At 40.4% G+C, this 24,913-nt stretch carries 19 protein-coding genes and 5 tRNA genes; 12 read left to right on the forward strand and 12 right to left on the reverse strand.

The features are described 5' to 3' along the window. Positions 1 to 295: 295 nt before the first annotated feature. The 5 genes from ACXAFE_RS09690 to ACXAFE_RS09710 all read right to left on the reverse strand — a co-directional run bounded on the left by ACXAFE_RS09690 (position 296) and on the right by ACXAFE_RS09710 (position 926). Positions 296 to 371: transfer RNA gene (locus ACXAFE_RS09690), tRNA-Phe, on the reverse strand. Positions 372 to 511: 140 nt separating this feature from the next. Then, positions 512 to 587 (reverse strand) — tRNA-Thr (locus tag ACXAFE_RS09695). Positions 588 to 614: 27 nt separating this feature from the next. Continuing rightward, positions 615 to 690, reverse strand: a tRNA-Phe gene (locus ACXAFE_RS09700). 57 nt (positions 691 to 747) lie between these two features. Further along, a tRNA-Thr gene (locus tag ACXAFE_RS09705) sits at positions 748 to 823 on the reverse strand. A gap of 27 nt (positions 824 to 850) precedes the next feature. Continuing rightward, positions 851 to 926: transfer RNA gene (locus ACXAFE_RS09710), tRNA-Phe, on the reverse strand. Positions 927 to 1,337: 411 nt separating this feature from the next. Between ACXAFE_RS09710 and ACXAFE_RS09715 the strand changes: the two genes are divergently transcribed. Continuing rightward, the gene (locus ACXAFE_RS09715) at positions 1,338 to 4,088 is read left to right on the forward strand and encodes a hybrid sensor histidine kinase/response regulator (protein WP_475151791.1); all 2,751 of its coding nucleotides are present in this window, start codon (positions 1,338 to 1,340) and stop codon (positions 4,086 to 4,088) included. Between the two features lie 308 nt (positions 4,089 to 4,396). Here ACXAFE_RS09715 and ACXAFE_RS09720 read toward each other — a convergent pair whose 3' ends face one another. Beyond that, positions 4,397 to 4,669 (reverse strand): oxidative damage protection protein, encoded by a 273-nt coding sequence (locus ACXAFE_RS09720; RefSeq protein WP_054981351.1) that lies wholly within the window; start codon positions 4,667 to 4,669, stop codon positions 4,397 to 4,399. 31 nt (positions 4,670 to 4,700) lie between these two features. After that, positions 4,701 to 5,759 (reverse strand): A/G-specific adenine glycosylase, encoded by a 1,059-nt coding sequence (mutY, locus tag ACXAFE_RS09725; RefSeq protein WP_475151792.1) that lies wholly within the window; start codon positions 5,757 to 5,759, stop codon positions 4,701 to 4,703. A 163-nt stretch (positions 5,760 to 5,922) separates the two neighbouring features. Between mutY and trmB the strand changes: the two genes are divergently transcribed. Further along, positions 5,923 to 6,648 (forward strand): tRNA (guanosine(46)-N7)-methyltransferase TrmB, encoded by a 726-nt coding sequence (gene trmB, locus ACXAFE_RS09730; protein WP_475151794.1) that lies wholly within the window; start codon positions 5,923 to 5,925, stop codon positions 6,646 to 6,648. A 4-nt stretch (positions 6,649 to 6,652) separates the two neighbouring features. Then, entirely contained in the window at positions 6,653 to 7,675 is a 1,023-nt protein-coding gene (locus ACXAFE_RS09735) for a methyltransferase (RefSeq protein ID WP_475151795.1), read from the forward strand. On the opposite strand, the gene ACXAFE_RS09740 is transcribed toward ACXAFE_RS09735, so the two are convergent. Then, entirely contained in the window at positions 7,657 to 8,115 is a 459-nt protein-coding gene (locus tag ACXAFE_RS09740) for a hypothetical protein (RefSeq protein ID WP_475151797.1), read from the reverse strand. The genes ACXAFE_RS09735 and ACXAFE_RS09740 overlap by 19 nt on opposite strands. Positions 8,116 to 8,247: 132 nt before the next feature. Between ACXAFE_RS09740 and ACXAFE_RS09745 the strand changes: the two genes are divergently transcribed. From ACXAFE_RS09745 to arcA, 3 genes are all read left to right on the forward strand, one after another. Then, positions 8,248 to 9,897 carry an ATP-binding protein gene (locus tag ACXAFE_RS09745; RefSeq protein WP_475151799.1) on the forward strand — a complete coding sequence of 550 codons (1,650 nt, stop codon included), beginning with the start codon at positions 8,248 to 8,250 and terminating at the stop codon, positions 9,895 to 9,897. After that, positions 9,897 to 10,406 carry a YfiR family protein gene (locus ACXAFE_RS09750; RefSeq protein WP_475151800.1) on the forward strand — a complete coding sequence of 170 codons (510 nt, stop codon included), beginning with the start codon at positions 9,897 to 9,899 and terminating at the stop codon, positions 10,404 to 10,406. The genes ACXAFE_RS09745 and ACXAFE_RS09750 overlap by 1 nt, the downstream gene beginning before the upstream one ends. Positions 10,407 to 10,823: 417 nt before the next feature. Then, on the forward strand, positions 10,824 to 11,537 hold the full coding sequence (arcA, locus tag ACXAFE_RS09755; RefSeq protein ID WP_010559616.1) for a two-component system response regulator ArcA: 714 nt from the start codon (positions 10,824 to 10,826) through the stop codon (positions 11,535 to 11,537). Positions 11,538 to 11,541: 4 nt separating this feature from the next. On the opposite strand, the gene ACXAFE_RS09760 is transcribed toward arcA, so the two are convergent. Both ACXAFE_RS09760 and ACXAFE_RS09765 read right to left on the reverse strand, forming a co-directional pair. Beyond that, the gene (locus tag ACXAFE_RS09760; RefSeq protein ID WP_475151802.1) at positions 11,542 to 13,866 is read right to left on the reverse strand and encodes an ATP-binding protein; all 2,325 of its coding nucleotides are present in this window, start codon (positions 13,864 to 13,866) and stop codon (positions 11,542 to 11,544) included. 41 nt (positions 13,867 to 13,907) lie between these two features. Beyond that, a complete protein-coding gene (locus ACXAFE_RS09765) occupies positions 13,908 to 15,746 on the reverse strand; it encodes a type 1 glutamine amidotransferase family protein (RefSeq protein ID WP_475151803.1) in 1,839 nt (612 codons plus the stop codon). A gap of 253 nt (positions 15,747 to 15,999) precedes the next feature. Here ACXAFE_RS09765 and ACXAFE_RS09770 point away from each other — a divergent pair, with 253 nt between their 5' ends. The 4 genes from ACXAFE_RS09770 to ACXAFE_RS09785 all read left to right on the forward strand — a co-directional run bounded on the left by ACXAFE_RS09770 (position 16,000) and on the right by ACXAFE_RS09785 (position 19,200). Continuing rightward, complete coding sequence (locus ACXAFE_RS09770) at positions 16,000 to 16,593, forward strand: DUF2726 domain-containing protein (RefSeq protein ID WP_475151805.1); 594 nt, start codon at positions 16,000 to 16,002, stop codon at positions 16,591 to 16,593. Positions 16,594 to 16,727: 134 nt separating this feature from the next. Then, positions 16,728 to 17,438 (forward strand): 5'-methylthioadenosine/S-adenosylhomocysteine nucleosidase, encoded by a 711-nt coding sequence (gene mtnN / locus ACXAFE_RS09775; protein WP_237131109.1) that lies wholly within the window; start codon positions 16,728 to 16,730, stop codon positions 17,436 to 17,438. Then, the gene (locus ACXAFE_RS09780) at positions 17,439 to 18,392 is read left to right on the forward strand and encodes a cobalamin biosynthesis protein (protein WP_475151806.1); all 954 of its coding nucleotides are present in this window, start codon (positions 17,439 to 17,441) and stop codon (positions 18,390 to 18,392) included. Beyond that, entirely contained in the window at positions 18,370 to 19,200 is an 831-nt protein-coding gene (locus ACXAFE_RS09785; protein ID WP_475151808.1) for a helical backbone metal receptor, read from the forward strand. Before ACXAFE_RS09780 ends, ACXAFE_RS09785 begins: the two co-directional genes overlap by 23 nt. On the opposite strand, the gene ACXAFE_RS09790 is transcribed toward ACXAFE_RS09785, so the two are convergent. Together ACXAFE_RS09790 and tyrS are read right to left on the reverse strand one after the other, a co-directional pair. Next, positions 19,197 to 19,703, reverse strand: a complete 507-nt coding sequence (locus ACXAFE_RS09790) for a methylated-DNA--[protein]-cysteine S-methyltransferase (RefSeq protein WP_475151810.1) — start codon at positions 19,701 to 19,703, stop codon at positions 19,197 to 19,199. The genes ACXAFE_RS09785 and ACXAFE_RS09790 overlap by 4 nt on opposite strands. Positions 19,704 to 19,732: 29 nt before the next feature. Continuing rightward, positions 19,733 to 20,932: a tyrosine--tRNA ligase gene (tyrS, locus tag ACXAFE_RS09795; RefSeq protein WP_010559608.1), complete on the reverse strand. Its 1,200-nt coding sequence runs from the start codon at positions 20,930 to 20,932 to the stop codon at positions 19,733 to 19,735. 185 nt (positions 20,933 to 21,117) lie between these two features. Between tyrS and ACXAFE_RS09800 the strand changes: the two genes are divergently transcribed. Together ACXAFE_RS09800 and ACXAFE_RS09805 are read left to right on the forward strand one after the other, a co-directional pair. After that, positions 21,118 to 22,434 (forward strand): peptidoglycan DD-metalloendopeptidase family protein, encoded by a 1,317-nt coding sequence (locus tag ACXAFE_RS09800; protein WP_105171775.1) that lies wholly within the window; start codon positions 21,118 to 21,120, stop codon positions 22,432 to 22,434. A gap of 80 nt (positions 22,435 to 22,514) precedes the next feature. Then, the gene (locus ACXAFE_RS09805) at positions 22,515 to 24,710 is read left to right on the forward strand and encodes a DUF6351 family protein (RefSeq protein WP_475151811.1); all 2,196 of its coding nucleotides are present in this window, start codon (positions 22,515 to 22,517) and stop codon (positions 24,708 to 24,710) included. Positions 24,711 to 24,913: the final 203 nt, after the last annotated feature.

The raw sequence follows: 24,913 nt of genomic DNA on the forward strand, positions 1-24,913 counted from the left end.
TGAACATGCGCAGCATGGCTTGGAAAATACAGGGAAGTATTTTCTCATCGAACTAACGTGAGATTTCGGAAACACTAAATTACAGATATAAAAAAACCCCGACCTAACGGCCAGGGTTTCAGAATAAGTGGTGCCCAGAGGCGGACAAAATTGTCAGGAACAATTTTGAACATGCGCAGCATGGCTTGGAAAATACAAGGAGGTATTTTCTCATCGAACTAACGTGAGATTTCGCTAAACACTAAATTACAGGCATAAAAAAACCCTGACCTTTAGGTCAGGGTTTCAAAATAAGTGGTGCCCAGAGGCGGAATCGAACCACCGACACGAGGATTTTCAATCCTCTGCTCTACCGACTGAGCTATCTGGGCATTTAAATTCAGTAAGTTAGAAAATCTTAAAAAATGATTTTCAATACTATTCCAAATCGCTCTACTGACTGAGCTATCTGGGTGCTTTAATGCATTAGCTATTTTAGTACTGCTAAAGTACACTCTTTCGAGTAAATAAATGGTGCCTGCTGCCGGAGTCGAACTGGCGACCTACTGATTACAAGTCAGTTGCTCTACCAACTGAGCTAAGCAGGCACACTAAAACTGGTCATCTTTAAAAGATGGTGCCCAGAGGCGGAATCGAACCACCGACACGAGGATTTTCAATCCTCTGCTCTACCGACTGAGCTATCTGGGCGTTTTAATGCATTAGCTATTTTAGTACTGCTAAAGTACACTCTTTCGAGTAAATAAATGGTGCCTGCTGCCGGAGTCGAACTGGCGACCTACTGATTACAAGTCAGTTGCTCTACCAACTGAGCTAAGCAGGCACACTAAAACTGGTCATCTTTAAAAGATGGTGCCCAGAGGCGGAATCGAACCACCGACACGAGGATTTTCAATCCTCTGCTCTACCGACTGAGCTATCTGGGCGTTTTAATTCGGTAAATTAGAAAATCTAAAAAGATTTTCAATGCTATTCCAAATTGCTCTACCGACTGAGCTACTTGGGCATTACGTAAAACTAACTTTACTAAACATTTGAGCGCTACTTGCATCTTGCTTTTGCGTTCTGCCTGTCTGGGCGTGCGGCGTATTAAACGGGTTTTACCGCTTCAAGTCAACACTTTTTTCAACATTCATTTTCGTTTGCACACTTATCCGCCAAATTGAACACAAACAAAGCACTACAAATGATTTCACTTTGCTAAATTCGTATGTAATAGTAAGATTTATCGGTATTTTGTACTAGTAATTGGGTCAAAAACATAATTTTTTGGCCTTGTACAAATAAAGCAACAATAATATCCAAAGAAGCCCCTGTAACTGGAGTAAGGTTTTAAAATGCTTACTAACAAGTTTTTATCGCTAAAAGCTATTCATACAATTAATGCCATTGTTTTTATAATTTTTGCCGCATCGTTATATATGGCAATAAACAGCTTTTCCAAAATACAAACTAACGAACCACAACTCCCCAGCTATACCAAACTCGATATTCAAACCATTGCAGATAAAGTCGATAGACCATTGGTTGATGCCATCACCCGATTTGGTTTTAATAATGCGATTCAAATTCTTCATTCTTTAAAATCCGTTGATAAAGGAATTGATTACTACCTTTACAACTTAAAACGTGACGAGTTACAGCTAATCAGTAAAACTGGTGGCAACTTTTCAAACCCTGAAAACAAAACCGCCGCAACCGAAACAGATAGCGCCATTACCGTAAGCCAACAATTAACCCTTGCAGGAAAGAACCATGGCCTACTTGTTATCGAGTACAAAAAGCCATCACAAATCATAAATACCGTTACTTCGCCAACCGCGGCATACGTTTGGACAGCATTAGCTATTTTGAGCGGCATTTTTTGTTTTACCTTTTTACCAACCGCACTTTCGCGAAAAATCATTTCGAATACAGAAAAGCTAGATAAAGAAATTAGCGTCATTACCGAAAAAGGTGATTATCAACTTCGCGTCGATACAAATATCGGGTTAGGTCTTGCCCCCACTGCTGAGCGCGTTAATTTGCTACTTGATGCGGTAAACAAGAGCGAGCAGTTACATATAAAGGCTGAAAACGATTTACAAGACCTACAATCTAGCCTTGAACATCAGGTGGTTGCGCGCACCCAAGAACTAGAAAAAGCAATAAAAGTTGCTGAACGTGCAAGCGAAGCTAAAACAACGTTCCTCGCAACCATGAGCCACGAAATACGTACACCAATGAATGGTGTCATTGGCACCATTGATTTATTACGCAATACAACCTTAACGGGCTCTCAGCACCGGCTTAGCAGCATTATTCGTGAATCTGCTTTTTCGCTGTTAGGGATTTTGGACGACATTTTAGACTTTTCTAAAATTGAAGCTGGCAAACTAACGGTTGAAAACAAACCATTTAGCGTTGTTAATGTCGTTGAAGAAGTTGCAAAAGTAATGAGCTCAATCGCACACAAGAGTGATTTAGAACTTTCGTTATTTATCGACCCTGAAATTCCAGAATCTGTGCTTGGTGATGCCGTGCGCGTGCGCCAAGTAATATATAACCTGTGTTCAAACGCAATTAAATTCACCCAAACAAATAGTGATATGCAGGGGCAAGTGTCTATTGAAGCCAAACTTGCCTCAAATAGCCATGATTTCGATACTATCGATTTTATTATTAGCGATAACGGTAAAGGCATGGATAAAACGCAACTTGCACGTATTTTCCAACCCTTTAGCCAAGCTGAAGAGAGCATTACTCGTGAATATGGCGGTACTGGTTTAGGCCTTTCTATTTGTAAAAGCTTAACGGAATTAATGTACGGCACCATTCGCGTTAGTTCTGAGCTTGGTCTTGGCAGTGAATTTATTGTAAGCATTCCTTTCACCAAAGATTCAGAAGCTAAAAAAGGCAACCGCGGACGTTTGCAAAAGCGCCAAATTGCCCTCTTTAGCCCAACAGACATTAATAAGCAGCGCTTACAATCTTACGTAAGCTATTTAGGGGCACAGGTAACACCGTTTAATCAAATATCTGATGAGCTTGCCGAGTGGCAAACTAAACAAGGTCTGATCTGGGTGCTTGATGGCACACATGACATGGATGAAGCAAATAAGCTGCTACGTAAAATAGCCTACAACTTAGAAGAGCATAAACAGCAAGCAATTGTTTTAGGCCGCTTAACCGAAGCTAAACTAAATTTAAACAACCTATTTTACCTTTCGGCAATGCCACTGTGTAAAACAGCCTTTTTTAACTCATTGTTAATTGCTGCTGGACTTCAGTCTCCTAAAGTAATTAATACTAAAAAACAAATTAGTCCGTTAACGAACCAACAGAACAAAGGGTACTGCCAAGTATTATTGGTTGAAGATAATTTAATGAACCAACAAGTGATTTGCGACCAGCTTAACTTACTTGGTTACAGTGTAGATATTGCTTCCAATGGTGAAGAAGGTTTTGAAATGTGGAAAAACGGCCAGTACGAGTTTGTATTAACCGATTTACATATGCCTAAAATGTCTGGTTATGATTTAGCCCGTAAAATTAGACAAGAGTCTCCTTATCGTAAAGACCTAAAAGCCGCAACTACCATAGTCGCAGTAACTGCTAATGCCCTAAAGGGGGAACGAGAAAAGTGTATTGAAGGCGGCATGAACGACTACATTACTAAACCAGTCGAGCTAAATGTACTTGAAGAACTAATGGATAAATGGCTCCCGCAGGGACAATCGCACACCACTGCCACACCTATTTTAATTGAAAAATTAATCAGTTATGTTGGAAATGATGTTCAGCAGCATCAACATTATTTAGATATGTTTGCCAAACACGGGCAAGATCTCGCGTTTGATATTTCACGTGCGCTAAAGCAAGAAGATGTAGAGCAAGCAGGTAAGCTCGCACATCAATTAAAATCAACAGCACAAACCATTGGTGCAGTGAGCGTTGCCAATGCAGCACAAGCGATTGAAACACTTGTTAATCAAGAAAGAGACATTGCTAGCGTAACCTTAACGCATTACGCTGATGAGCTTGAGCGCAGCTTCTTTGAAGCCAATGAGTTTATACATGACTATTTGAAAAATAGCCTGAATAACTAGAGCGTGTTGATCTTTGTGGTCTAAATTCTGTTCAAATCCAAAGCTTTTTGATCGCGGCGTTGCTTTGTAGGCCTAGCGGGCTAAGTCAAGAAGCGACAACAACGAACAAAACGCTTTGGGTTGAACCTATTAGGTAGCGCTTGTTTGGCGTTTATACTGTGTTATCGCTCATTTATGTAAACTAACTACACCGCAATCGCTCTGCCTCGTCTAAATGCCAAACAAACTGCTGCAGAAATAGACAGCAAAGGTCAACACGCTCTAATAACAGCAAACAAAAAGCAAAAAAGGCGCCAATTGGCGCCTTTTTATTTTTCTACCGGTTTGTAACCTTCAATTTCAACATCTTTGTTTTCAAACAAGAAGCCAACCATTTGCTCCTCTAAAAACCCGCGATGTTCTGGGTCCATCATATTTAGATGTTTTTCATTAATTAACATAGTTTGCTTGTGTTGCCACTGAGCCCATGCTTCTTTGCTAATGTTATTAAAGATACGTTCACCCACATCACCTGGGTAAAGTTGAAAATCTAAGCCATCGGCTTCTTTTTGTAGCTTTTGACAAAAAACGGTACGTGCCATAATCAATCTCACTGTAAACTTTGTTTTCAGTTTACCCTTTTCTGGTCAAAGTTTTAATTATTTTCTTTGTAGGCGTAGCAAGCCCCACTTCTTGTGGCTGCATTAAGTTGTACGCCAAAACCTCTTTTTCAGCGACATTCAATGGCAGCTTAGTAACGTTTATCACAACAGGTGTGATCATTAAATTAAAATGACTAAACACATGTTTAAATTCATCAAGATATGTTTTTTCACCTGCCAACCCATTGCTTAACAGCCAATTTTCTAATTCATTTTCGTTAGCAAATTCAAAAAAGCCAAATAGCCCTCCCCAAATACCCGATGATGGACGCTTTTCCATTAGCACTTGATTATTTACTTTAACAATTGCCATTAGGCATGACTTTGTTGGGTTGATTTTTTTCGGTTTTGGATTTGGGAACTCTTTTACGCGTTCGGCATTATGTGCGCCACATTTATTAACTAATGGGCAAGGATCGCAATCAAACTTTGTACGAGAACAAAGACTTGCTCCTAAGTCCATCATCGCCTGATTAAACTCAACAACATTGCCTTTTGGTGTCACTTGATCTGAAAGCTGCCACAATAAGGTTTCTACTTTCTTTTCACCATACCAACCTGACACCATAAAAAAGCGCGCTAATACGCGCTTAACATTGCCATCTAAAATCGGATGATGTTGGCCAAGTGATAGTGACAAAATAGCGCCCGCGGTAGAACGGCCAATGCCTGGCAATGCAATAACTTCGTCAATGTTTTCTGGAAATTGCCCGTTGTATTTCTCCACAATAATCTTTGCAGCTTTATGCAAGTTGCGAGCACGTGCGTAATATCCTAAACCAGTCCAATGATGTAGCACTTGATCTTCGTCTGCTTGCGCTAAATCTTGCACTGTAGGAAAACTTGCCATAAAGCGTTCGAAATATGGAATAACCGTTATCACTTGGGTTTGTTGCAACATAATTTCCGACACCCATACTTTATATGGCGTTTTGCCGAGTTGCCATGGCAGCGTCTTTCGACCATATAAGTGATACCATTCAACCACTTGGTTAGAAAACCACTCTCTTTCTTTCTTTTCTATTTTCACGCACGACCCTAAATAGATTTCATCAAAATCGTCGCCAGTCTATAAAGGCAAACTGAAAATTCAAGGAATTGTTGCTATTTATTATAAAAAAGGCGTTCGGTTACTTGAGCTAAAAGCAAGTTGCGGGGATAATACGCCACCAAATTTTCAACGTCGGTGAGATATGAGCGATACATCTAAAACTGCTTTAGAGCAAGCAGAACAAGAAGGTAAATACATTCGTAAAGTTCGCAGCTTTGTAAAACGCGAAGGTCGTTTAACCAAAGGGCAAGCGAAAGCACTTGAAGATAACTGGGCGACTATGGGATTAAACCACCAAGACGGCCTGCTTGATTTCACCAAAGTGTTTGGCAATGACAACCCAGTTGTGCTTGAGATTGGCTTTGGTATGGGTAAATCTTTAGTTGAAATGGCAAAGAATGCGCCAGATACAAACTTTATCGGTATTGAAGTTCACCGCCCAGGTGTAGGTGCATGTTTAATGGATGCAAGCGAAGCCGGCGTAACAAATCTACGTGTTTATGAGCACGATGCTGTTGAAGTACTTGCCGACTGCATTGCCGATAGTTCACTCGCTAAGTTACAGCTGTTTTTCCCTGATCCATGGCATAAAAAGCGCCACCACAAACGTCGTATTGTGCAGCCTGAATTCGTTGAAAACCTGCGCAGCAAACTTAAAATCGGTGGTGTTTTCCACATGGCAACTGACTGGGAAAACTACGCTGAGCACATGTTAGAAGTGATGACTGCGGCTGAAAAGTTCCAAAACCAATCAGAAACTAACGATTACGTACCGCGTCCGGACGACCGTCCATTGACTAAATTTGAACAGCGCGGCCACCGTTTAGGTCATGGCGTTTGGGACTTAATGTTCGAAAGAAAGGTATAACACTATGCTATCAGCTGCCAGCCAAGTATTAATTCGCAATCAAGAATACTTAGAAGCCGAATCTGTTTTATTAGTAAACCATGTAAACGATGGCTTTGCTGAGCAGCTGTGCGACCTGTACCCGAACGCATCAGTCACCGGGTTTACCAGCATTTTGACCAACAGAACCCAATTTCAACACGATAATTTTGAACAAGTAATTGCAGCTAGCTTGCCTAAAAAGCAATTCGATTTAGTAGTTTTTTACTATCCGAAAGCAAAAGCTGAAGCGCAAATGTTGCTTGATAACATTCGTGCTATCAGTACAGAGTCAACACGCTTATTGGTAGTGGGTGAAAACAAAGGCGGCGTTAAGTCTGTTGTAAAACAACTTAAAACAGAAGCGCAATTTTCCCGTAAAGTCGACTCGGCTCGTCATTGCAGTTTGTTTCAGTTCACAGGTTTAACCGTTAATCCTGATTTCCAACTAGCCAGCTACGCAAAACAGTTTGAAATCAATGTTGCGGGAACACCGCTTAGCTTAGTAACTTTACCTGGCGTATTTAGCCACGGCGAACTTGATAAAGGTACAGAGTTGTTGCTTGAAACAATTAAGTTAAACAATCCTAAAACGCTGCTGGACTTTGCAACCGGCTGTGGTGTGATCTCTACATTTTTAGCCAAGCATTATGCTGAATGTAAGATTGTTGCATCAGACGTGAGTGCACTTGCGTTGGCAGCTGCAGAGCTGACCTTTGCCGAAAATGGGGTAAATGCCGAATTAAAGCTGGCTGATGGTATTTCATCAATTGATGCTAAATTTGACTATATTGTCTCTAATCCGCCATTTCATACAGGTCTTTCAACTAACTACGACATCACCCAACTGTTTATCGCCGATGCAAAAAAGCGCTTAAATAAACGCGGTGAATTACTTATTGTTGCTAACAGCTTTTTACCCTATGCCGATGCATTGCGTGATGAGTTTGGTGATTTCAGCAAACTCAAAGACAACAAAAAGTTCACGATTTATTCTGCAACCGCCTGATTTTTAGCATAGATTAACTGCCTTTTTGGCACAGAAACCAAGTACTCTTTTACGTTGCCGAGCGTTTTTGGCAAGTAGCGTTTATTTGTTGCACATAAGGTAAGTTTGCGATTTTTCACAATGTAAAACGCCTTTTGCTTAGCTCGCATTGCAAAAATATATGCATCGTTTGTATTGCTTACATAAAAAGCAAAGGTTAATTCGCGATAGCACATATTCTCTGAGCCGCCCCAAAGGGTTTGAAACTGAATGCCTCGCTTTCTAAGTAGCGCACTAACAAAGGCAGCGAGCTTGCGATTTTGCATGGCTGAGCTGGTTTGCCCGTGCGCATTCCAAACGCTCAAAACAACTAAAACACGGTTAGTCCTAGAATTGTGTGAAAACTGACTAAATCTCGCTGTTTGATATATTTGCCACAATGCCAAACTGTTATTTTCCATAACCTTATTGATTATCCACCAAATTAACGTCTAAACTTGCAATAGCACCTATTAGATTTTACGCATTTAATAAATTTGCTTAACGTGATGGTGCTGAGTAATATGAAATTAACCCTGATAACTTAATGCCGTATGCAAAATAATCATAAAACAATAACAATTAGAAAGGCGTTAAGCCGTGCGGTGATTGTCATCACCTCTTTAAGCATATTGCTTTCGGTTATCGTAAGTACAGTATTAGACGTCTCTAATCAGAAAAAGAACCTGATTGAAGAGCTAAATACGATTGCCGGCATCATCTCTTTTAATGCTTATGTGCCCGTAGTATTTCTCGATCAAGACGAAATGCAAAAGCAGTTAAAAGCCTATGAAAAGATTGATTACATTAAAAACATTCACATTTATCAAGTTGATGAGTTTAGTGGTGCAATCTCACTTTTTGCCACCTACAACACCGGTGACAACCCTCCCATAGCCTCAAAAGTCAAAAAGCTCACTAACAGAGTAAGCTCAAATATCGATGGCGACAATATTGAAGTAATTTACCCAATTAGAACCGATGATAACGATAACGTTATTAGCGCTAACCCTAAGATTGACGGTTATGTGTATATAATGGGTACCGATGCTTCAATTCAAGAAGCGCTAAAAAATCGAATTTCAGTTGATGTAGTAGTCGGCGTTGTTATTTTACTTTCTGTATTGCTGATAACGCTCACCTTTCAACGTCGCTTTTCACGTCCAATTGAAGCACTAAGTACAGTGGTTAAAGATGTCTCAAAAAACAAAAATTACGATGTTATTGTACCTACTGCCAAAATTACTGAACTTGATATGTTGGCTAAAAGTATCAATACCTTATTTGCCCGAACCTTGGCGCAACTAGAGCGTCAGAAAAAAGATGAGCAAGAAATAAGACAATTAAACCAAAACCTTGAGCAGAAAGTTAACCAGCGTACAGAGGCCTTGAAAGAAGCCAATCAAGAACTGTTAAGCACGCTTGAGCGAATGCATCAGTACCAAACAAAAATTGTCGAAAACGAAAAAATGGCATCGCTTGGGCAAATGGTTGCGGGCGTTGCTCACGAGGTAAATACCCCACTTGGATTGGGTATTACAGGCTCTACGTTGCTAAAAGACAAGCTTGAAGAGCTTAGAGTTAATTTCGAAAATAAAACCCTTACCTCATCTCATATGAGTCGTTTTATTGAAGATGGTGTTGAAAACTTAGATTTAATTTATCGTAATTTAAATCGCGCTGCTGAACTGGTTTCAAGCTTTAAGCAACTTGCTGTTACCCACGAAACGCAAGAAGATAAATTAATCCACCTTCACGATTTTATTAATCAGGTCATTACTACACTGAGCGGTGAATTAACCAAATTCCCACATCAGGTAAGTATTGAAGGTGATACACACCTTGAAATTTGGACAAAACCACCAATTATTCAACAAATTATTGAAAACCTTATTAGCAATAGTTTAATCCATGCATTTGGCCCCGAGCAGCAAGGCAATATCGTCATAACGGTATCAGCAAACGAACATACTACGATTATTGACTACCAAGACGATGGTAATGGTGTGCCAATTAGTATTCGCAACCGTATTTTCGACCCGTTTGTTACAACACGCCGTGGCGAAGGTGGCAGTGGCCTTGGTTTGCATTTAGTTTATAACTTGGTAACCCAAGCCCTTGATGGCAGCATTAAACTCGATACCGAAGCACAAACAGGTGCGCATTTCGTAATTGAATTACCAATCAAACAAGGAGCTCAGTAATGCGTTTGCTACTGCTTGTTGTTATTGGATTATTCAGCTCATTTGTATCGGCAAAAACCGCGGAGCAATTGCGGGCGGCCTACTTAATGCAAATTCCTTCTTTCGTACGCTACACAGATCCAAATCATAAACCTTACGAAATAACTTTTTGTTTTGCCGAACAATTAGGCCCTGTTGGCGAATTGATCAATGCGCAACAGCAGGTGCTACGTCAAAGACTTAACTTTTCCCTGCAGGTTATTGATACCTTAGATTCAGATAAACTAAAACAGTGCTCGTATTTATACTTATCAAAAGACATTAAAAATACCGACCGCTATTTAGAGAAAATAACGAGTCACACAATTACCATTGGCGAACAAGAATCAACGTTAAACGCGGGCGCCCTGATGGCATTAGTGCAAGAACAAAAGAAAATACGTATACACATAAACCAAACCAAGTTGGACGAAAACATCATTAGTTTTAATGCACGTTTATTGGCATTAGCAAAAGTAGCACCATACTAAATAACCTGAGTCTGTGAGAACAAGGCATGTTGTAGCGGTCACTTAGACTTATTGGCGCTCTCAACAGTGCATTAAGCTCGTCAAACAGTAAGCGATAAATCAACACAAAAACGTAGCATTTGGATTCTGTTCAACGCGCTTATTTAAGCAAGCACTATACTAATGTCTATGTTTGAGTAGAATGCAATGCTTGGTTATAACATGCCAAATAGTGCGCATAATTTATCAAGCAATACGCTAAAATTCCGCATCATAAACCTTAACTTCGACAAATTATTGCAAAATCCCCCCTTAGGTCACAAATGTACTCTTTCACTAGTCGTGAAAACTTGTTTACTAATGTGTTAGCCCCTATAATCCTAAAATGTAAGTAGTTACTGAAAATAATTTTAATTTACCTATAAGGGTTAAATAAGAATGCAAACGCCTGTGATTTTAATCGTCGAAGATGAAGACGTAACTAGGTTAAATCTTGTCAGCTTATTTGAAGCTGAAGGCTACAAAGTGCTAGAAGCCATTGACGGTGAAGAAATGCACGAGCGTATTTCACAAAATGATGATATTAACTTGGTGATCATGGACATTAATCTGCCAGGGAAAAACGGCTTAATCTTAGCACGCGAAATTCGTCAGCAACGTAATATTGGTCTTATCTTTTTAACTGGTCGTGACAACGACGTAGATCGTATTCTTGGTCTAGAAATTGGTGCAGACGATTACATTACTAAACCATTCAACCCACGCGAGTTGACAATTCGTGCACGTAACCTTTTAACGCGCACTAACTCAAATGGCGACGAAATCGAAAGCAATAGTTCTGGTCTTCTCACCTTTAATGGCTGGGAACTTGATGAAAATAGTCGTTGTTTAACTTCGCCAACAGGTGATGTTAAGCGCTTACCTAAAGGTGAATATCGCGCATTACGTTTAATGCTTGACGCTCCTGGTCGTATCTTTAGCCGCGAGCAGCTAATCAAGCACATGACAGGCCGTGAATTACGCGCTAATGACAGAACAGTAGATGTTACGATTCGTCGTATTCGTAAGCATTTCGAAAGCGAAGCAAACACACCTGAGCTTATCAGCACAATTCACGGTGAAGGTTACCGCTTTATTGGTAAGATTGATTAATTAGTTAATCAGCTAAATCCAATACTTGATGAAGGGCTTTAAGCCCTTTTTCTATATCTGAAACTAACTCAATCAACCACTGTGCTAATTGGCTATCCTCAGCAGTTTCAGCATTATCTTCCATTCGCTTCGCGAGCTGTTGCACTACTTTTAAAGCCACTGAACCTGCCGCACCTTTTAGTTTATGAGCAACTGACTTGTATTCACTGTACTGCTTATTCTCAAGGGCTTGTTCCAGCTCTTGTAAGTAATTTGGCCATAACTTTTCAAACAACTGCACACCACGTAAAAAAGACTGAGCGCCCATAGACTCAACAAAATCTTCTAATGTTTCAACATCCAGTAATTCACTATCCTGCGTTGTAATCAGCGTAGACTTTTTATCGAAACTCTTGTCTTCTACTTCAACCTCTTTGGTTGAATGAGGGAATAATTCTGCAAGTACTCCATCAAGCTTTCGCGTATTAATTGGCTTAGCCAATGATCCTTGCATGGTAACACCTGCTAAATCTTCCTCAGCGCGGCGCACGTTTGCAGTCAATGCAACCAATGGTAAATGGTCAAACTCTTCACGTGAACGCACAATTCGCGCCACCTGGTCACCATTAATGTCAGGCAGCTGCATATCGAGCAGTACCAAGTCTAGATCGTCTTCGGTTTCAATAAACGAAAGTGCATCTTCACCTGTTTCTGCCCAAATCACATCGTGACCACGCTGCTCTAGCAAGTTAATTGCGATATCTGCATTAAGCGGCACATCTTCTACTAATAATATATTTAGTGGGCGCCCATCATAAACTTGTTGCACTGGCTGCTCGGTTAATAACAATGGAATTTCAATACTAAAGGTACTGCCCTCTCCCTCATTACTATCAACATGGATATCGCCTTCCATAGCCAAAATAAGTGCACGTGACACCGCTAAGCCAATTCCAGAGCCAAGTGCGTTGCCTCCTGATAAATCAGGCACCTTATAGTATAAATCGAAGATTCGGCTTAACTCATCCTTGGCGATACCAATACCTGTGTCGCTCACACTAATTTCGAGATAAGATGTGTTACCGCGATAGATGCGTTTACAATCGAGAGTGACGGTTCCTTGCTGCGTAAACTTCACCGCATTATTAATAAGATTCCACAATACCTGGCGTAAACGGGTCGGGTCGATTTCCACATGTACATCAAACACGCCGTCTTGGTGTACTTTAAATTCAAGATCTTTCTGTTGTGCGATTAAGCCGCCAAAATTAAAGATGTCATTGAGAAAATCAGCAAGATTGACGCTCTCACATGCAATGTCTAATTGCTCTCGGTCCACCTTATCAAGGTCGATTATGTCGTTAAATATATTGCCAAGGGTTTCCGCACTCGAAAATACGGTATTACACCAGCTGCGCTGATCATCGTTTAACTCGGTATCAAGTAGCATGCGAGTTAAACCAACAATACCGTTAAGCGGTGTACGTAACTCGTGGCTCAGGGTTGCAATAAATTTACCCTTGTCTTTATATGCTGTTTCGAGATCTTGCTCTGCGCGCTTACGCGATGTGATATCTCGACCAAAACCCAGCAAGCCAATGTATTCGTTAGTTGGATTAAAGAACGGCACCTTACGCATTTCAAACCAGCGTAATTCTTTATTAACTTGGCAACTGACATCTAGCGTGACAGAAACATGGTTTTGCTGAACTTCGTTATCGGTATTAAGTACCGATGGTGTTAACCCTTTGCCAAAAATATCATCCGCACGACGTCCTATAAGTTGCTCTGACGACAACCCCATCACCTCTTCAAACATTCTGTTGCAACCAGCAAAGCGGCCTGAATTATCGCGGTAATAAAATAAGTCGGGAGATGAATCCACAATTGAGCGCAACAGCACTTCTTGCTCATCTAGCTCTTGTTGTGTACGTTTACGTTCAGCAATTTCTCGGCGCAACTCTTCAATCGCTCGACGCTTTGCTTGGAATGCCAATTTTCTGTCGTCAATTTCATTATTTAAACGACGAATGTTTTCTTTTAGGCTTTGGTTAAGCAGCTTTTCTTGTTTGGTAGCACTTTCAATATAGTGATTGGAGGCGCTCAATTGATGGTTAATATCAAAAATAGAAATGATAAATAATGGCGCTAGAATTGCCGCAAATACCAACATGCCCACAACTTCTAACCAAGGCACTTCGCCTAACGAGATATAGTAATAAGTGCAGGCTACCGCTAATGCAATTAGTTGAATTAAAACAAAAATGACCGCCCCAGCTTTACCTGTGCCAAGGCGGTCAATTAATCGGTTAAGGGTGAGTACCCAAAAGCTTGAAAGTGAGCTATTCATAATATGTAACTATAGTTCAAGTTATAGCTCACCACGCAAAGTTATAGGTTTGGTGAAACCGTCAGCTTATTTGCGACTTGCGAAAGCGAACATACTCTAAACTCACCGCCACGTACTTTAGCTACGCCTAAGCGTGCCAATGCTGAACTGCTTTGTGCAATTGATAAACTAACGTCTTGCTCATTAATTCGGTCGTTGCCAATTGCCTGCTTAGCACCTGTTTGACACATCATTTCGTTTAACTTAAAGAAGTTGTTACGAGAAAGCGCTTGTGCTGAAGTTACTTGTGGCTGAGACCCATTTAACTGAGTTGCATACTTCCAACTTGGAAACTCAACCGAAACCCCACCGCTGCGCATTGCGATATGATCACCATGTGTAAAGTAGTGACTAGTAAACTCGCGTACACCAGCTTCATTATTCTCTCTGTTTACTTCAAACAACCACATGCCGCCTGAACCAATCACTTCTAGCTCAAGGTTATTATCTTGATTGGTAACAACGACAGCTGTTTTACCATCTAAACCAAATAGACGCTGATTATCACTAAATAGCGCCGCATGCAGGCCGCGTAATTGTTTACCACGTTTCGATACTTGAGTGTCTACAATGCCAAACGGTAGTAATGGTAGAATTGGTGATTCAACAACTGTAAAGTCACGTTCGCTTTCAAGTGCAATACAATCAGCACCTAAGCTACACGCGTCATGGCCAGATGCGAAAGACATAGGCACAATCGTATTAATTTCATTAACAGCGCCCGCCAAAATGCTAAGTGGTTTTCTAGCATTGGTGATCGCATTTACACTGCCGCCTTCAACCGCAACTAACACTTCATTTTTTTTAAACATATCAATGATTTTGGTAAGCGACTCACTTGGTGCACCAGTTGGCGTGTAAAACGCGTGGTAACTTAATAACGGGCTACCATCAGCAATATAAATCGCATCCATTCGCTTGATTGTGTCAACTAATGGCGACGACTTTTTACATTCGCTTACTTGCTGACGGTATAAATCTGGGTAAAGCACTTCACGGCGAAAGCTCGCTAAACGCTTTATTTGAAATTCTTCTAGGCTATCGCAAGATGACTTTTCATATTCTTTTGCCGTAATAGCCGTTTGCATTGCTGCATCAATTGGCAACCAAGTCGTTTCAAAACCAATTTGCTCAAACAATCCTAGGTAATAGTCAACGCGTGCATATGGGTCGCGATCCGTGCCTGTTACTACAGCAATACGCGGTTTGCGCTTAGGACCTGAAATTTCAACACTTAAATCAAATAACTTTTGGTAAGCAAGTGTTGCCTCTAAATTTGTGCTTTGCGCCCAGTTAACTTCGGTTTTCTTGCGTTTAGTGCGACTTTCAGCCTGCTTTTGCTCTAACAAATCGAACAAGTTACGCTTTTCAAATTCGTACAGACTTTGCCAAATATCACGACCTGAAACCGTTTCTGTGCCAACTTCAATTGATACACCACGCAGCGCTCTTACAAACTGGCGCTCGGTTAATGTTTTATTCTCAAACTTAGGTTTTACCGCTTTTAGAATATCAGCAACCTGTTTCTTTAACTCTTCTTGCTCAGTCCAAGCATACTCAGAAACCCGCAACAGTGCTTCATCAGTAATATCAAAAATTGCTTTTTGTTTTACATCATCGGAAAACGATTCTTTACCCTCTTTAGTACAGAAACGTTGATTTTCACTGGAACAAACCTTAAGGTCGTCTGAGAGCATAAGCAACGTGTTAGCCGAAATAGCCGACACAGGTGTGAAGGCAACAAAAGAAGTTGCGATTATTGAACTAACAAAAGTTTGTACGTTTTTGCTAAACGTGTTTTTATTTGTCATTTTAAACAAGCAAAGTCGAGCGAAGCGCATAAGTAACACCATTTATTGTTATTTTATTGCGTCAATCTAGATACCGAACAGAGCGAGTCGGCAAACCCCAAATTCGAATGAGCACAACGGAATCTTGAATTTTACCCAGTATCTGTGCGAGTAACAAGTAGTAGCGCTGTTAAGCCAACAAAATTCCCATAAAACCCAATCAATGTAGTAATAAAGTTTTGGCACTTTTATTGCTTAATTCATTTTGAAAAAGTTTGCGTCAAAGTTTTGATTTGGAGTATCTATGGAACTTGTTTCGTTATTAATTCTAGTGTTAGTGGTTTTGGCGGCGTTTGTTGCGTCTAAATTTTCCCATTCGGGAAATCCTTACCCGTTTACACAAAAAAAATCGTTATTTACTCAGGTAGAAACGGCGTTTTTAAATTTGCTGGAAAAAGCGATTGGCTCTGACTACAAAATTGTAAGTCGCGTTAGGTTGGTTGATATTTTAGATTTTCAACCGGGCACTGATGACAAATCACGTCGCAGTGCACTTGCTAAAGCGCAAAATAAGCAACTTGATTACGTATTATTGGATAAAGAAAGCTTGAAGATTGTTGCAGCAATCGACTTAGTCAATAATGCTAGTAAAAATGGTCACAAAGCGAAAAAAGACTGGTTTGTAAATGGCGCGTTAGAATCTGCCGGTGTACCGCTTATTCGCATAAAAGTAAAAACAGGTTACAAGCCACAGGAAGTAAGACAGGCCATTTTATTTAAATTGGGTAAACAAGTAACCAATTCTAAACCACCTATTCGAAAAGCAACCAGTAAACCAACGGCTGTATTATCACCGTCACAGGTTAAGTCGCAGTCAACGGCTCTGGCACAAGTTTAATTTTTTACAGCGTGTTGTTCTTTACGCGCTAACAACCCGCATATTGCGGGTTTTATTTTGTCTGTGAATTTATTAGTAACCTAGCTATAATTCCGCCATATTTTATTTATTCCCTATAAATAGGCGTAACCATTATGAAAATCGGTATTATTGGCGCTATGGAGCCAGAAGTAGCTATTTTAAAAGCTGCGATTGAAAACACTAAAATTACTGAGCGCGGTAGCTTCACGTTTTACCAAGGTCAACTTGCTGATCAAGACGTTATTTTAGTTCAATCTGGTATTGGTAAAGTGGCTTCGGCACTCGCTACTACGCTAATGATTGAGTTGTTCGCACCAGATTGCATTATCAACACTGGCTCTGCGGGTGGTTTTGAGCAAAGCCTAAACGTTGGCGATGTGGTTATTTCAAGTGAAGTTCGTCATCACGATGTTGATGTTACTGCTTTTGGTTATGAAATGGGTCAAGTACCACAAATGCCACCAGCGTTTATTGCTCATAAAACACTTGTAGAAAGTGCTGAAAAAGCGATTGCTGAAATGTCGAAAGGCATCAAAACAATGGTTGGCCAAATTTGTACCGGTGATTCATTTATGTGTGATCCTGTGCGCATTGACAAAACACGCGAACAATTTCCAAATATGTTAGCGGTTGAAATGGAAGGTGCAGCAATTGCACAAGTATGTCACCAGCTAAATACACCATTTGTAGTGATCCGCTCTCTGTCAGATATTGCTGGTAAAGAATCACCAGAATCATTCGAGTCTTATTTAGTGAAAGCATCAGAAAACTCATCAGAGATGGTGATTGCACTGTTAAAAAACCTAAAGCAGGTCTCTCTGTAAGTGGCATTTGAGCTGCCATTTTTTTCGACCAGTGCATGGCAAACACTATTGCTTGCGCTGGTTAGCTCACTATTAGTTATCCCCTCGCAATATCACCCCACCCCGTTTTTTCGCCTACTGATAAGCAAAATGGCTGGGCGTATTTATGATGCAAACGCATCGAATGTCTACGCATGCTTTTCTTCATTATTATTAAGCTGTTTAATCGTGGGCTGCGTTGCAATATTGGCGATTGGCATCACAAGCTTTGCCCAATATCCCGTTGCGTTTGAGTTGTTAATCTTATTTTTACTGATCAACAATCCTTACACTAACGCTAAATTAAAACGCGCAGCGTGGCTATTAACTCAACAACAAAAGCCTGTGGTACGTGATATTTTAAGCCAGTTTTTACGTCGTGATAGTAACAACTTATCAGAATCTGGATTAATAAAGGCAATCATTGAACACCAAAGTTTAAGCTACTTTCGCCACTTCTTTTTGCCGCTTATTCTTTATTACTGCTTGGGTTTTAACGTGGCACTTATTTATTGCCTATTTTTACATTGTGCCAATGTGTTTTCTAAGACTGCACCACCAGATAGCCGGTTTAGTAGCGCAACCAGCGCCGTTATTTATTACATAGAATTTTTACCGATTAGACTTTTTTGCTTGCCTTTACTGTTAAAACCCAAAACCCGAGGTTTTCGATACTTAGCGCTATTTGTAGCTAATAGTTACCAGAAAAACTCGTGTTTTTTGCTTGCTTGTCTTAGTGGATATCTTGGCGTACAACTTGGCGGCCCTGCTTTTTACTCTGGTAAGCGCTATAGCAAAACACGTATCGGACCTAAAACACTGCCACAGCAAAAAGCAATTAAACAAGCGAAAAACGCACTTATGTTTGCCAGTGCATTTTGGCTTTGCCTTATTCTTTTCTTGGAAATTATTTATGCCGCGACTAACCATCTCTAAGCTTATATTTGTTTTTACTTTATTGTTAAGCTTGCCGCTTTCAGCGACGCCTAAACGCATCGCATCACTTGCCCCCCATTTAACTGAATGGACATACTCGCTAGGACTAGGTGAAAATATTGTCGCCGTAAGCAGTTACAGTGATTTTCCTGAAGATGCCAAAAAGCACTCGGAAATTGCCGATGCTAATGGTATAAACTTAGCCAAATTAGTTGAGTTAAACCCAGATCTTGTACTGGTATGGCGATCTAACGCTAAACTTGGCCAAATTGAGAAAATGAAAAAGCTGGGTTTAAATGTGTTTATTTCCAACCCACATACTTTAGAAGATATAGAAAACGAAGTGCTTGCGCTCGGCGAAACATTAAACGCCAAAAATAAAGCTATTGACTACACATCACAATTTAAGCATGAGATTAACGAGTTAAAAACGCGCTATCAAAAAGAAAAGCCTGCCACTGCATTTTTTCAACTCTGGCATACACCGATTATGACAGCCAATAAACATACTTTGGTTAATCAAATTTTTGACATCTGCGGCCTAAACAATGTATTTGCCGACAGCTCGGTTAATTACCCAACCGTTAATAAAGAGCAGGTCATGTTAAAACAGCCAGAATTTATCGTGATTTCAGAGATGGATGAAGACAACACACAAGCAAAAATTTGGCGTGATATGAATTCGATTCCAGCTGTTAAAAAAGGTCAAATAATAAAACTCAACCCAGATCACTTACACCGCTACACCAATCGAGTGCTTATTGCCGCAAATGAGTTATGTGAAAAGGTCAGTGCCTTTCAAAACTAACTAACCCCCTCAATTTCGAGTAATCGCTTTTTCGCGGCTAAACCACCGGCGTAACCGGTTAGCTTACCATTGCTGCCAATAATACGGTGGCATGGCACAATTATCGAAATTGCGTTAGCACCATTGGCATTCGCAACTGCTCGCACGGCACTTGACATATTAAGATTTGTTGCCAATTCACCGTAGCTTTGCGTTTGGCCATAGTCAATTGCTTGTAACCCCTGCCAAACTAACTGTTGAAAGTGAGTGCCTACCAGCTTTAAAGGGATTGAAAATTGTGTTAATTCGCCTGCAAAGTAAGCTTCTAGTTGATTTATAGCCTGCTGATTAAAATCACTGTTTTCGTTAACAAACTCTGCGCTTAACCCTTTCGCTAAGCGACTATCAACAGTGCTGCGGGCTTTTCGCTCTTGCCAGTCACACAAACATAATTGCTCATCAATCGAGCCAATTAGTAATTTGCCTACAGGGCTTAAATATTCGGTCGTTAGTATTTTAGACATATAAAAAAGCCCACGTTCGTGGGCTCTCATTAATTAACAGTTACTTTAGCGAACTTACGCTTACCAACTTGGTAAACTTCCGTTGTGCCAGCTTCAATCAACATTTTGCTGTCTGAAACTTTTTCTTTCGCGTTAATCTTTACAGCACCTTGTTTTATCATGCGAATTGCTTCAGATGTGCTTGCCACTAAGCCTACTTCTTTTAGTAAGCTTGCAATGGTTAATTCGCCATCTGCAGTGATCGTTACTTCTGGAATATCATCCGGCAGCGCATTCTTTTGGAAACGTTTAATGAAATCTTGGTGCGCACCTTCAGCTGCTTCTTCTGAATGGAAGCGTGCAATCATCTCTTTCGCGAATTCAATTTTGATATCACGTGGATTTGTGCCATTTGCTACCTTTTCTTTCAGTGCATCAATTTCTTCAATGCTTAATGCACTAAGTAGCTCGTAGTAACGCCACATTAGATCATCTGAAATTGACATTACTTTGCCAAACATATCGTTTGGCTCATCAGTAATACCAATATAGTTACCTAATGACTTAGACATCTTTTGAACGCCGTCAGTACCTTCAAGTAAAGGCATCATTAATACGGTTTGTGGTTTTTGACCTTCGTCTTTTTGTAGCTCACGACCCATTAGCAAGTTAAAACGCTGATCGGTACCACCGAGTTCAACATCTGCTTCTAATGCCACGGAATCCCAACCTTGTACTAATGGGTATAGGAACTCATGAATTGCAATTGACTGACCGCCTGCATAACGCTTTTTGAAATCGTCACGCTCTAACATACGCGCAACCGTTTGACGCGCAGCTAGTTTAATCATACCTGCTGCACCTAGGTTTTCCATCCACTGTGAGTTGAATGCAACCGTAGTTTTAGCAGGGTCTAAAATTTTAAATACTTGCTCTTTGTATGTTTCAGCATTAGCAAGTACATCGTCACGAGTAAGTGGCTTACGCGTTACATTTTTACCTGTAGGGTCACCAATCATACCTGTGAAATCACCAATCAAAAAGATAACTTCGTGACCTAAGTCTTGGAAAGTTTTCATTTTATTGATTAACACAGTATGGCCTAAGTGAAGATCCGGTGCCGTTGGATCGAAGCCTGCTTTAATTTTTAATTTTTTACCTGACTTTAATTTTTCAACTAACTCATCTTCAATCAGGATCTCTTCAGCGCCACGCTTTATTTCTGCTAACGCTGCTTGGATATCAGCCATGTATTTCTCCATTCGAAAAAGCACGTTGCGTACTTTTGCAAAAAATTCATTTTTAAGATAACAATTTCTTGATTCTACCCTATATTCTGGTCACTTTAAATGCACAAAACACTGGCGCTACAGGTGATATAAGGTTATTCTGATTTTATTCACTTTTATTTAATTAATGTAGCAAAAGGCACATTATGGTTTTGCAAGTACAAAAACTACCGAAAAAACATAAATTGTTGCTCGCTGGGGTAGTTACATTTATTTCCGCATTGGTGCTGCTACCCTCTGAAAAGGCGAGCGCATCAAGGCATACAAATCATGATGCGCTAGAAATTGGCAAGCGTTATGAATTAGCAATTGAAGTAGAAAAGTTAGAACAAGAAGCTGTTACCGCCAAAGCAGAAGAGGTATTGCCAGAAGTAACACTTAATTTTAAAGAGTTCAAAGTTAAAAAAGGCGATAACCTAGCTAAAATATTTAAACGCGCAGGTTTTTCGGCTTCCACACTTCATAAAATAGTTAATGCCAACAAACTCAATAAACAGTTAACTAAAATTCACCCTGGTGACTCATTATTTTTCGCAGCTAACGAAAACAACGAATTAATTCAGTTAAACTATCAAATTAGCCGCACAGAAACTTTAGTCGTTAAACTTAATGACGATCAAACCATTAGCTCTAGCCTTGATAAAAAAGCAATTGAAAAGCGCACTGATTACGCGTCGGGTACGATTGATTCTAGTTTTTGGAATGCAGGCCTTAGCGCTGGCCTAAATGAAAAGCAAATTATTAGCTTTGCCAATATTTTTGGTTGGGATATCGACTTTGCCAACGATCTTCGTAAAGGCGATGCGTTCACTCTAATTTATGAAAACCACTACGTTGATGGTGAGTTTATTGGTACCGGTAAAATTCTTGCCGCTGAATTCGTTAACCAAGGCGAGAGCTATGCCGCGGTACGTCATACCGATGATAACTTCTATACTCCTGAAGGCCGCAGCTTACGTAAAGCATTTTTACGCGCTCCTGTTAACTTTAGATATATTAGCTCGAACTTCAATCCACGTCGCAAGCACCCAGTTACAGGCCGTGTTAAAGCGCACCGCGGTATCGATTACGCAGCGAAAACTGGCACACCAGTTGTTGCAGCGGGTAACGGCACTGTGATTAAAGCGGGTTACAATAAATATAATGGTAACTATGTATTTATTCGCCATGGTCAACAATATGTGACTAAGTACTTACACCTGCATAAACGTAAGGTAAAACGTGGCGAAAAAGTGAAACAAGGCGAATTAATTGGTACCGTTGGGGCAACTGGACGCGTTACTGGCGCTCACTTACATTATGAGTTTTTAGTTAACGGTGTACACCGTAATCCGCGAACAGTTAAACTACCAAAGGCACAATCACTGCCTAAATCTGAACTTGCTAATTTCAGGCCATATGCACAAGAGATGCTCGTAAGTTTACAGAAAAACAGAGAGTTACAACTCGCATTAGCAAAATAGAATAATAAGGTACCTAACGGTGCCTTATTCGTTCTAACAGAGCAAAAATCTTCTGCCTATACTTAGTGCAGGAGGTAGTTATGCTGTTACTTGTGCTTGTTAAACGCTTAATGCTGATCACCTTTTGTTCTTTATTGTTAACGTGTACGCCTGTGCCTCATTCACAATTTCGCGTACTAAATACCGCTCCCGAACAGCAATCTAATCGCATCAATGTCATCAATCACCTTCGCACGACCCCTCGCCCTGCTGATAATACTCAATACCCCATTGCGCTTGGTGATGTTGGGCCGATAAAGCCTCTTTACGCCGGTAACAATCGCTATCCATTTTCATGTGATACCGTTCGCTCAGGACTTGGACAGCCCTTAGTCGATAATCAACAAGCGCTTGGCACTGCGGTTTTCAAAGAAAATCCAGATGGTAGTTTGAGCAACACTATTATTGGCTACAGCAAAGACTGTTTAGTGCCTTCAAGATTGCGCTACTTTGTAGTGAACTTAAACGGCGAAAGTGAAGAAATTACCGACTCTTCATCCCTTGATAAACACCAATTCGATAGCAATCAGCAACTAATCAGGTTAGAGCAAGGTACAATAAATAGACATATTTATACCATTGCAATGCCAATCAAAAAAACGGAATTTAACACATGGCGAACCAGCTCTCTTTGGAACAAAAAACTTATTTATCAATTTGCGGGCGGTGTAGGTATTGGCTTCCGTCAAGGCAAAGTAAACCCTAAAAAACTATTACAGCGGCGCTTTGAGCAACTACACAACGGCTATGCTGTGATCACCTCTAGCGCCAATAAAACCAGCTACACCTATAATATGCTGCTTGCCGAAGACAGCGCATGGCGGGTAAAAAGACAGTTTGAAGCACTTTATGGCAAACCCATTTACACCGTTGGCATTGGAGGCTCAGGTGGCGGTTTAGCACAGTACTTAATTGCACAAAATAGCCCTGGGTTAATTGATGCTGCCATACCGCTCTATTCCTACCCCGATATGGTGTCACAAACGATATATGCTCTAGATTGTGACTTATTCAATACCTATTACCACTTTAAAAGTGATTTAGCTAACTGGGATAGCAGTGAGAAAAAGCGTGCCATTGAAGGTCTAAACAATGCCGAGATTGAACATAAATCTTGGTTTTATACGCCGATAAATCAATTTCTTACAGGTAAGGCGTTTTATCGCCCTAAAATATATAGCGAGTGTGTACATGGCTACTTTGGGCTAAGCAGCCTTGTTAATAATCCCGCGCAAGGCTTTTTAAAACCTTTATTTAGCCAAACGATTAATCACCAAACTAATTGGAGTTATTGGCAAGATTTAGCCTTAATAACACAAACACCTAATGCTGCAACAAGAGCTCCCGCTCTTTGGGATAACCAAGGGGTTCAATATGGCTTAAATGGCCTTAAACAAGGCAGCTTATCAGCAACTGAGTTTTTGCATTTAAACTATCATATTGGTGGATGGAAAGCACAAACAGAGCAGCGCCCTGAACAATTACTATTTTTTCCATTTGTAAAAACCCCTATTTGGCTTACACAATGGAGCCGGCACAATATCTATGTTGCAGGAAAAAAGCCAGCCAAGCGCACGGTGGCGAACTTAGCTGCCGTAAAGCAAGCTTATCGCTATGGTCAAGTGTATTTGGGATTTAACAGCATCCCTACAATTGATATTCATCACTACCTCGAAGATCAGCTTGATATGCACCATATCTCTACGTCATTTGCCACGCGACTTAGAATCTTAAAACAACAAGGGCATCTCAAAAACCACCGTATTTGGATTGCCGATAAACACTACACACCGCTCAATGAAGCTTTTTCTGTTATTGATAAATGGTTGAGCACTCAGCAAGCACCTGATGATGCAAGCGATCGGTGTTTTAATAAGTCAGGTGAGATAATTGCGCAAGGTGAAAATGTCTGGCACGGAGATTGGAATAATCAGCCAGCAGGTGCATGTACAAAACATTTTCCAATTTATACTAATTCACGAATTCAAGCCGGCGGGCCATTTTCTGGCAGTATTTTTAAATGTCAGCGTATTGCTGTAGAAAAAGCGGTAGCAAACGGAGTGTATGCGCCCATCGATATGACGCCCTACCTTGCTGAACTAAAGCGCACTTTTCCAGATGGTGTGTGTGATTACGATAAACCTGATTTAGGTAATCCGTTTAACGTACTAAATGATAAATCAGACTTACCACCATTGAAATCATCACAAGTGGCCAAATCCAACGGGCGATATTAGCCGTTTGCTGCTCTGAAAAGCGTACACCTGATTTCTCAATTAAGGGAATAATCACGATTAATGCCACGAAAAGCGCAATCAACAAAATAAAAACATTCATTAAAACAATCCAATATATTAGCTTTATGAGTGATTGTACCGAGAAAAGTGAAGATAAAAAAGCGGCCGAATTAACGGCCGCAAAATGAGCTGGTTGAGCTCTA

The organism is Pseudoalteromonas sp. ABV4_021 (assembly GCF_056159365.1).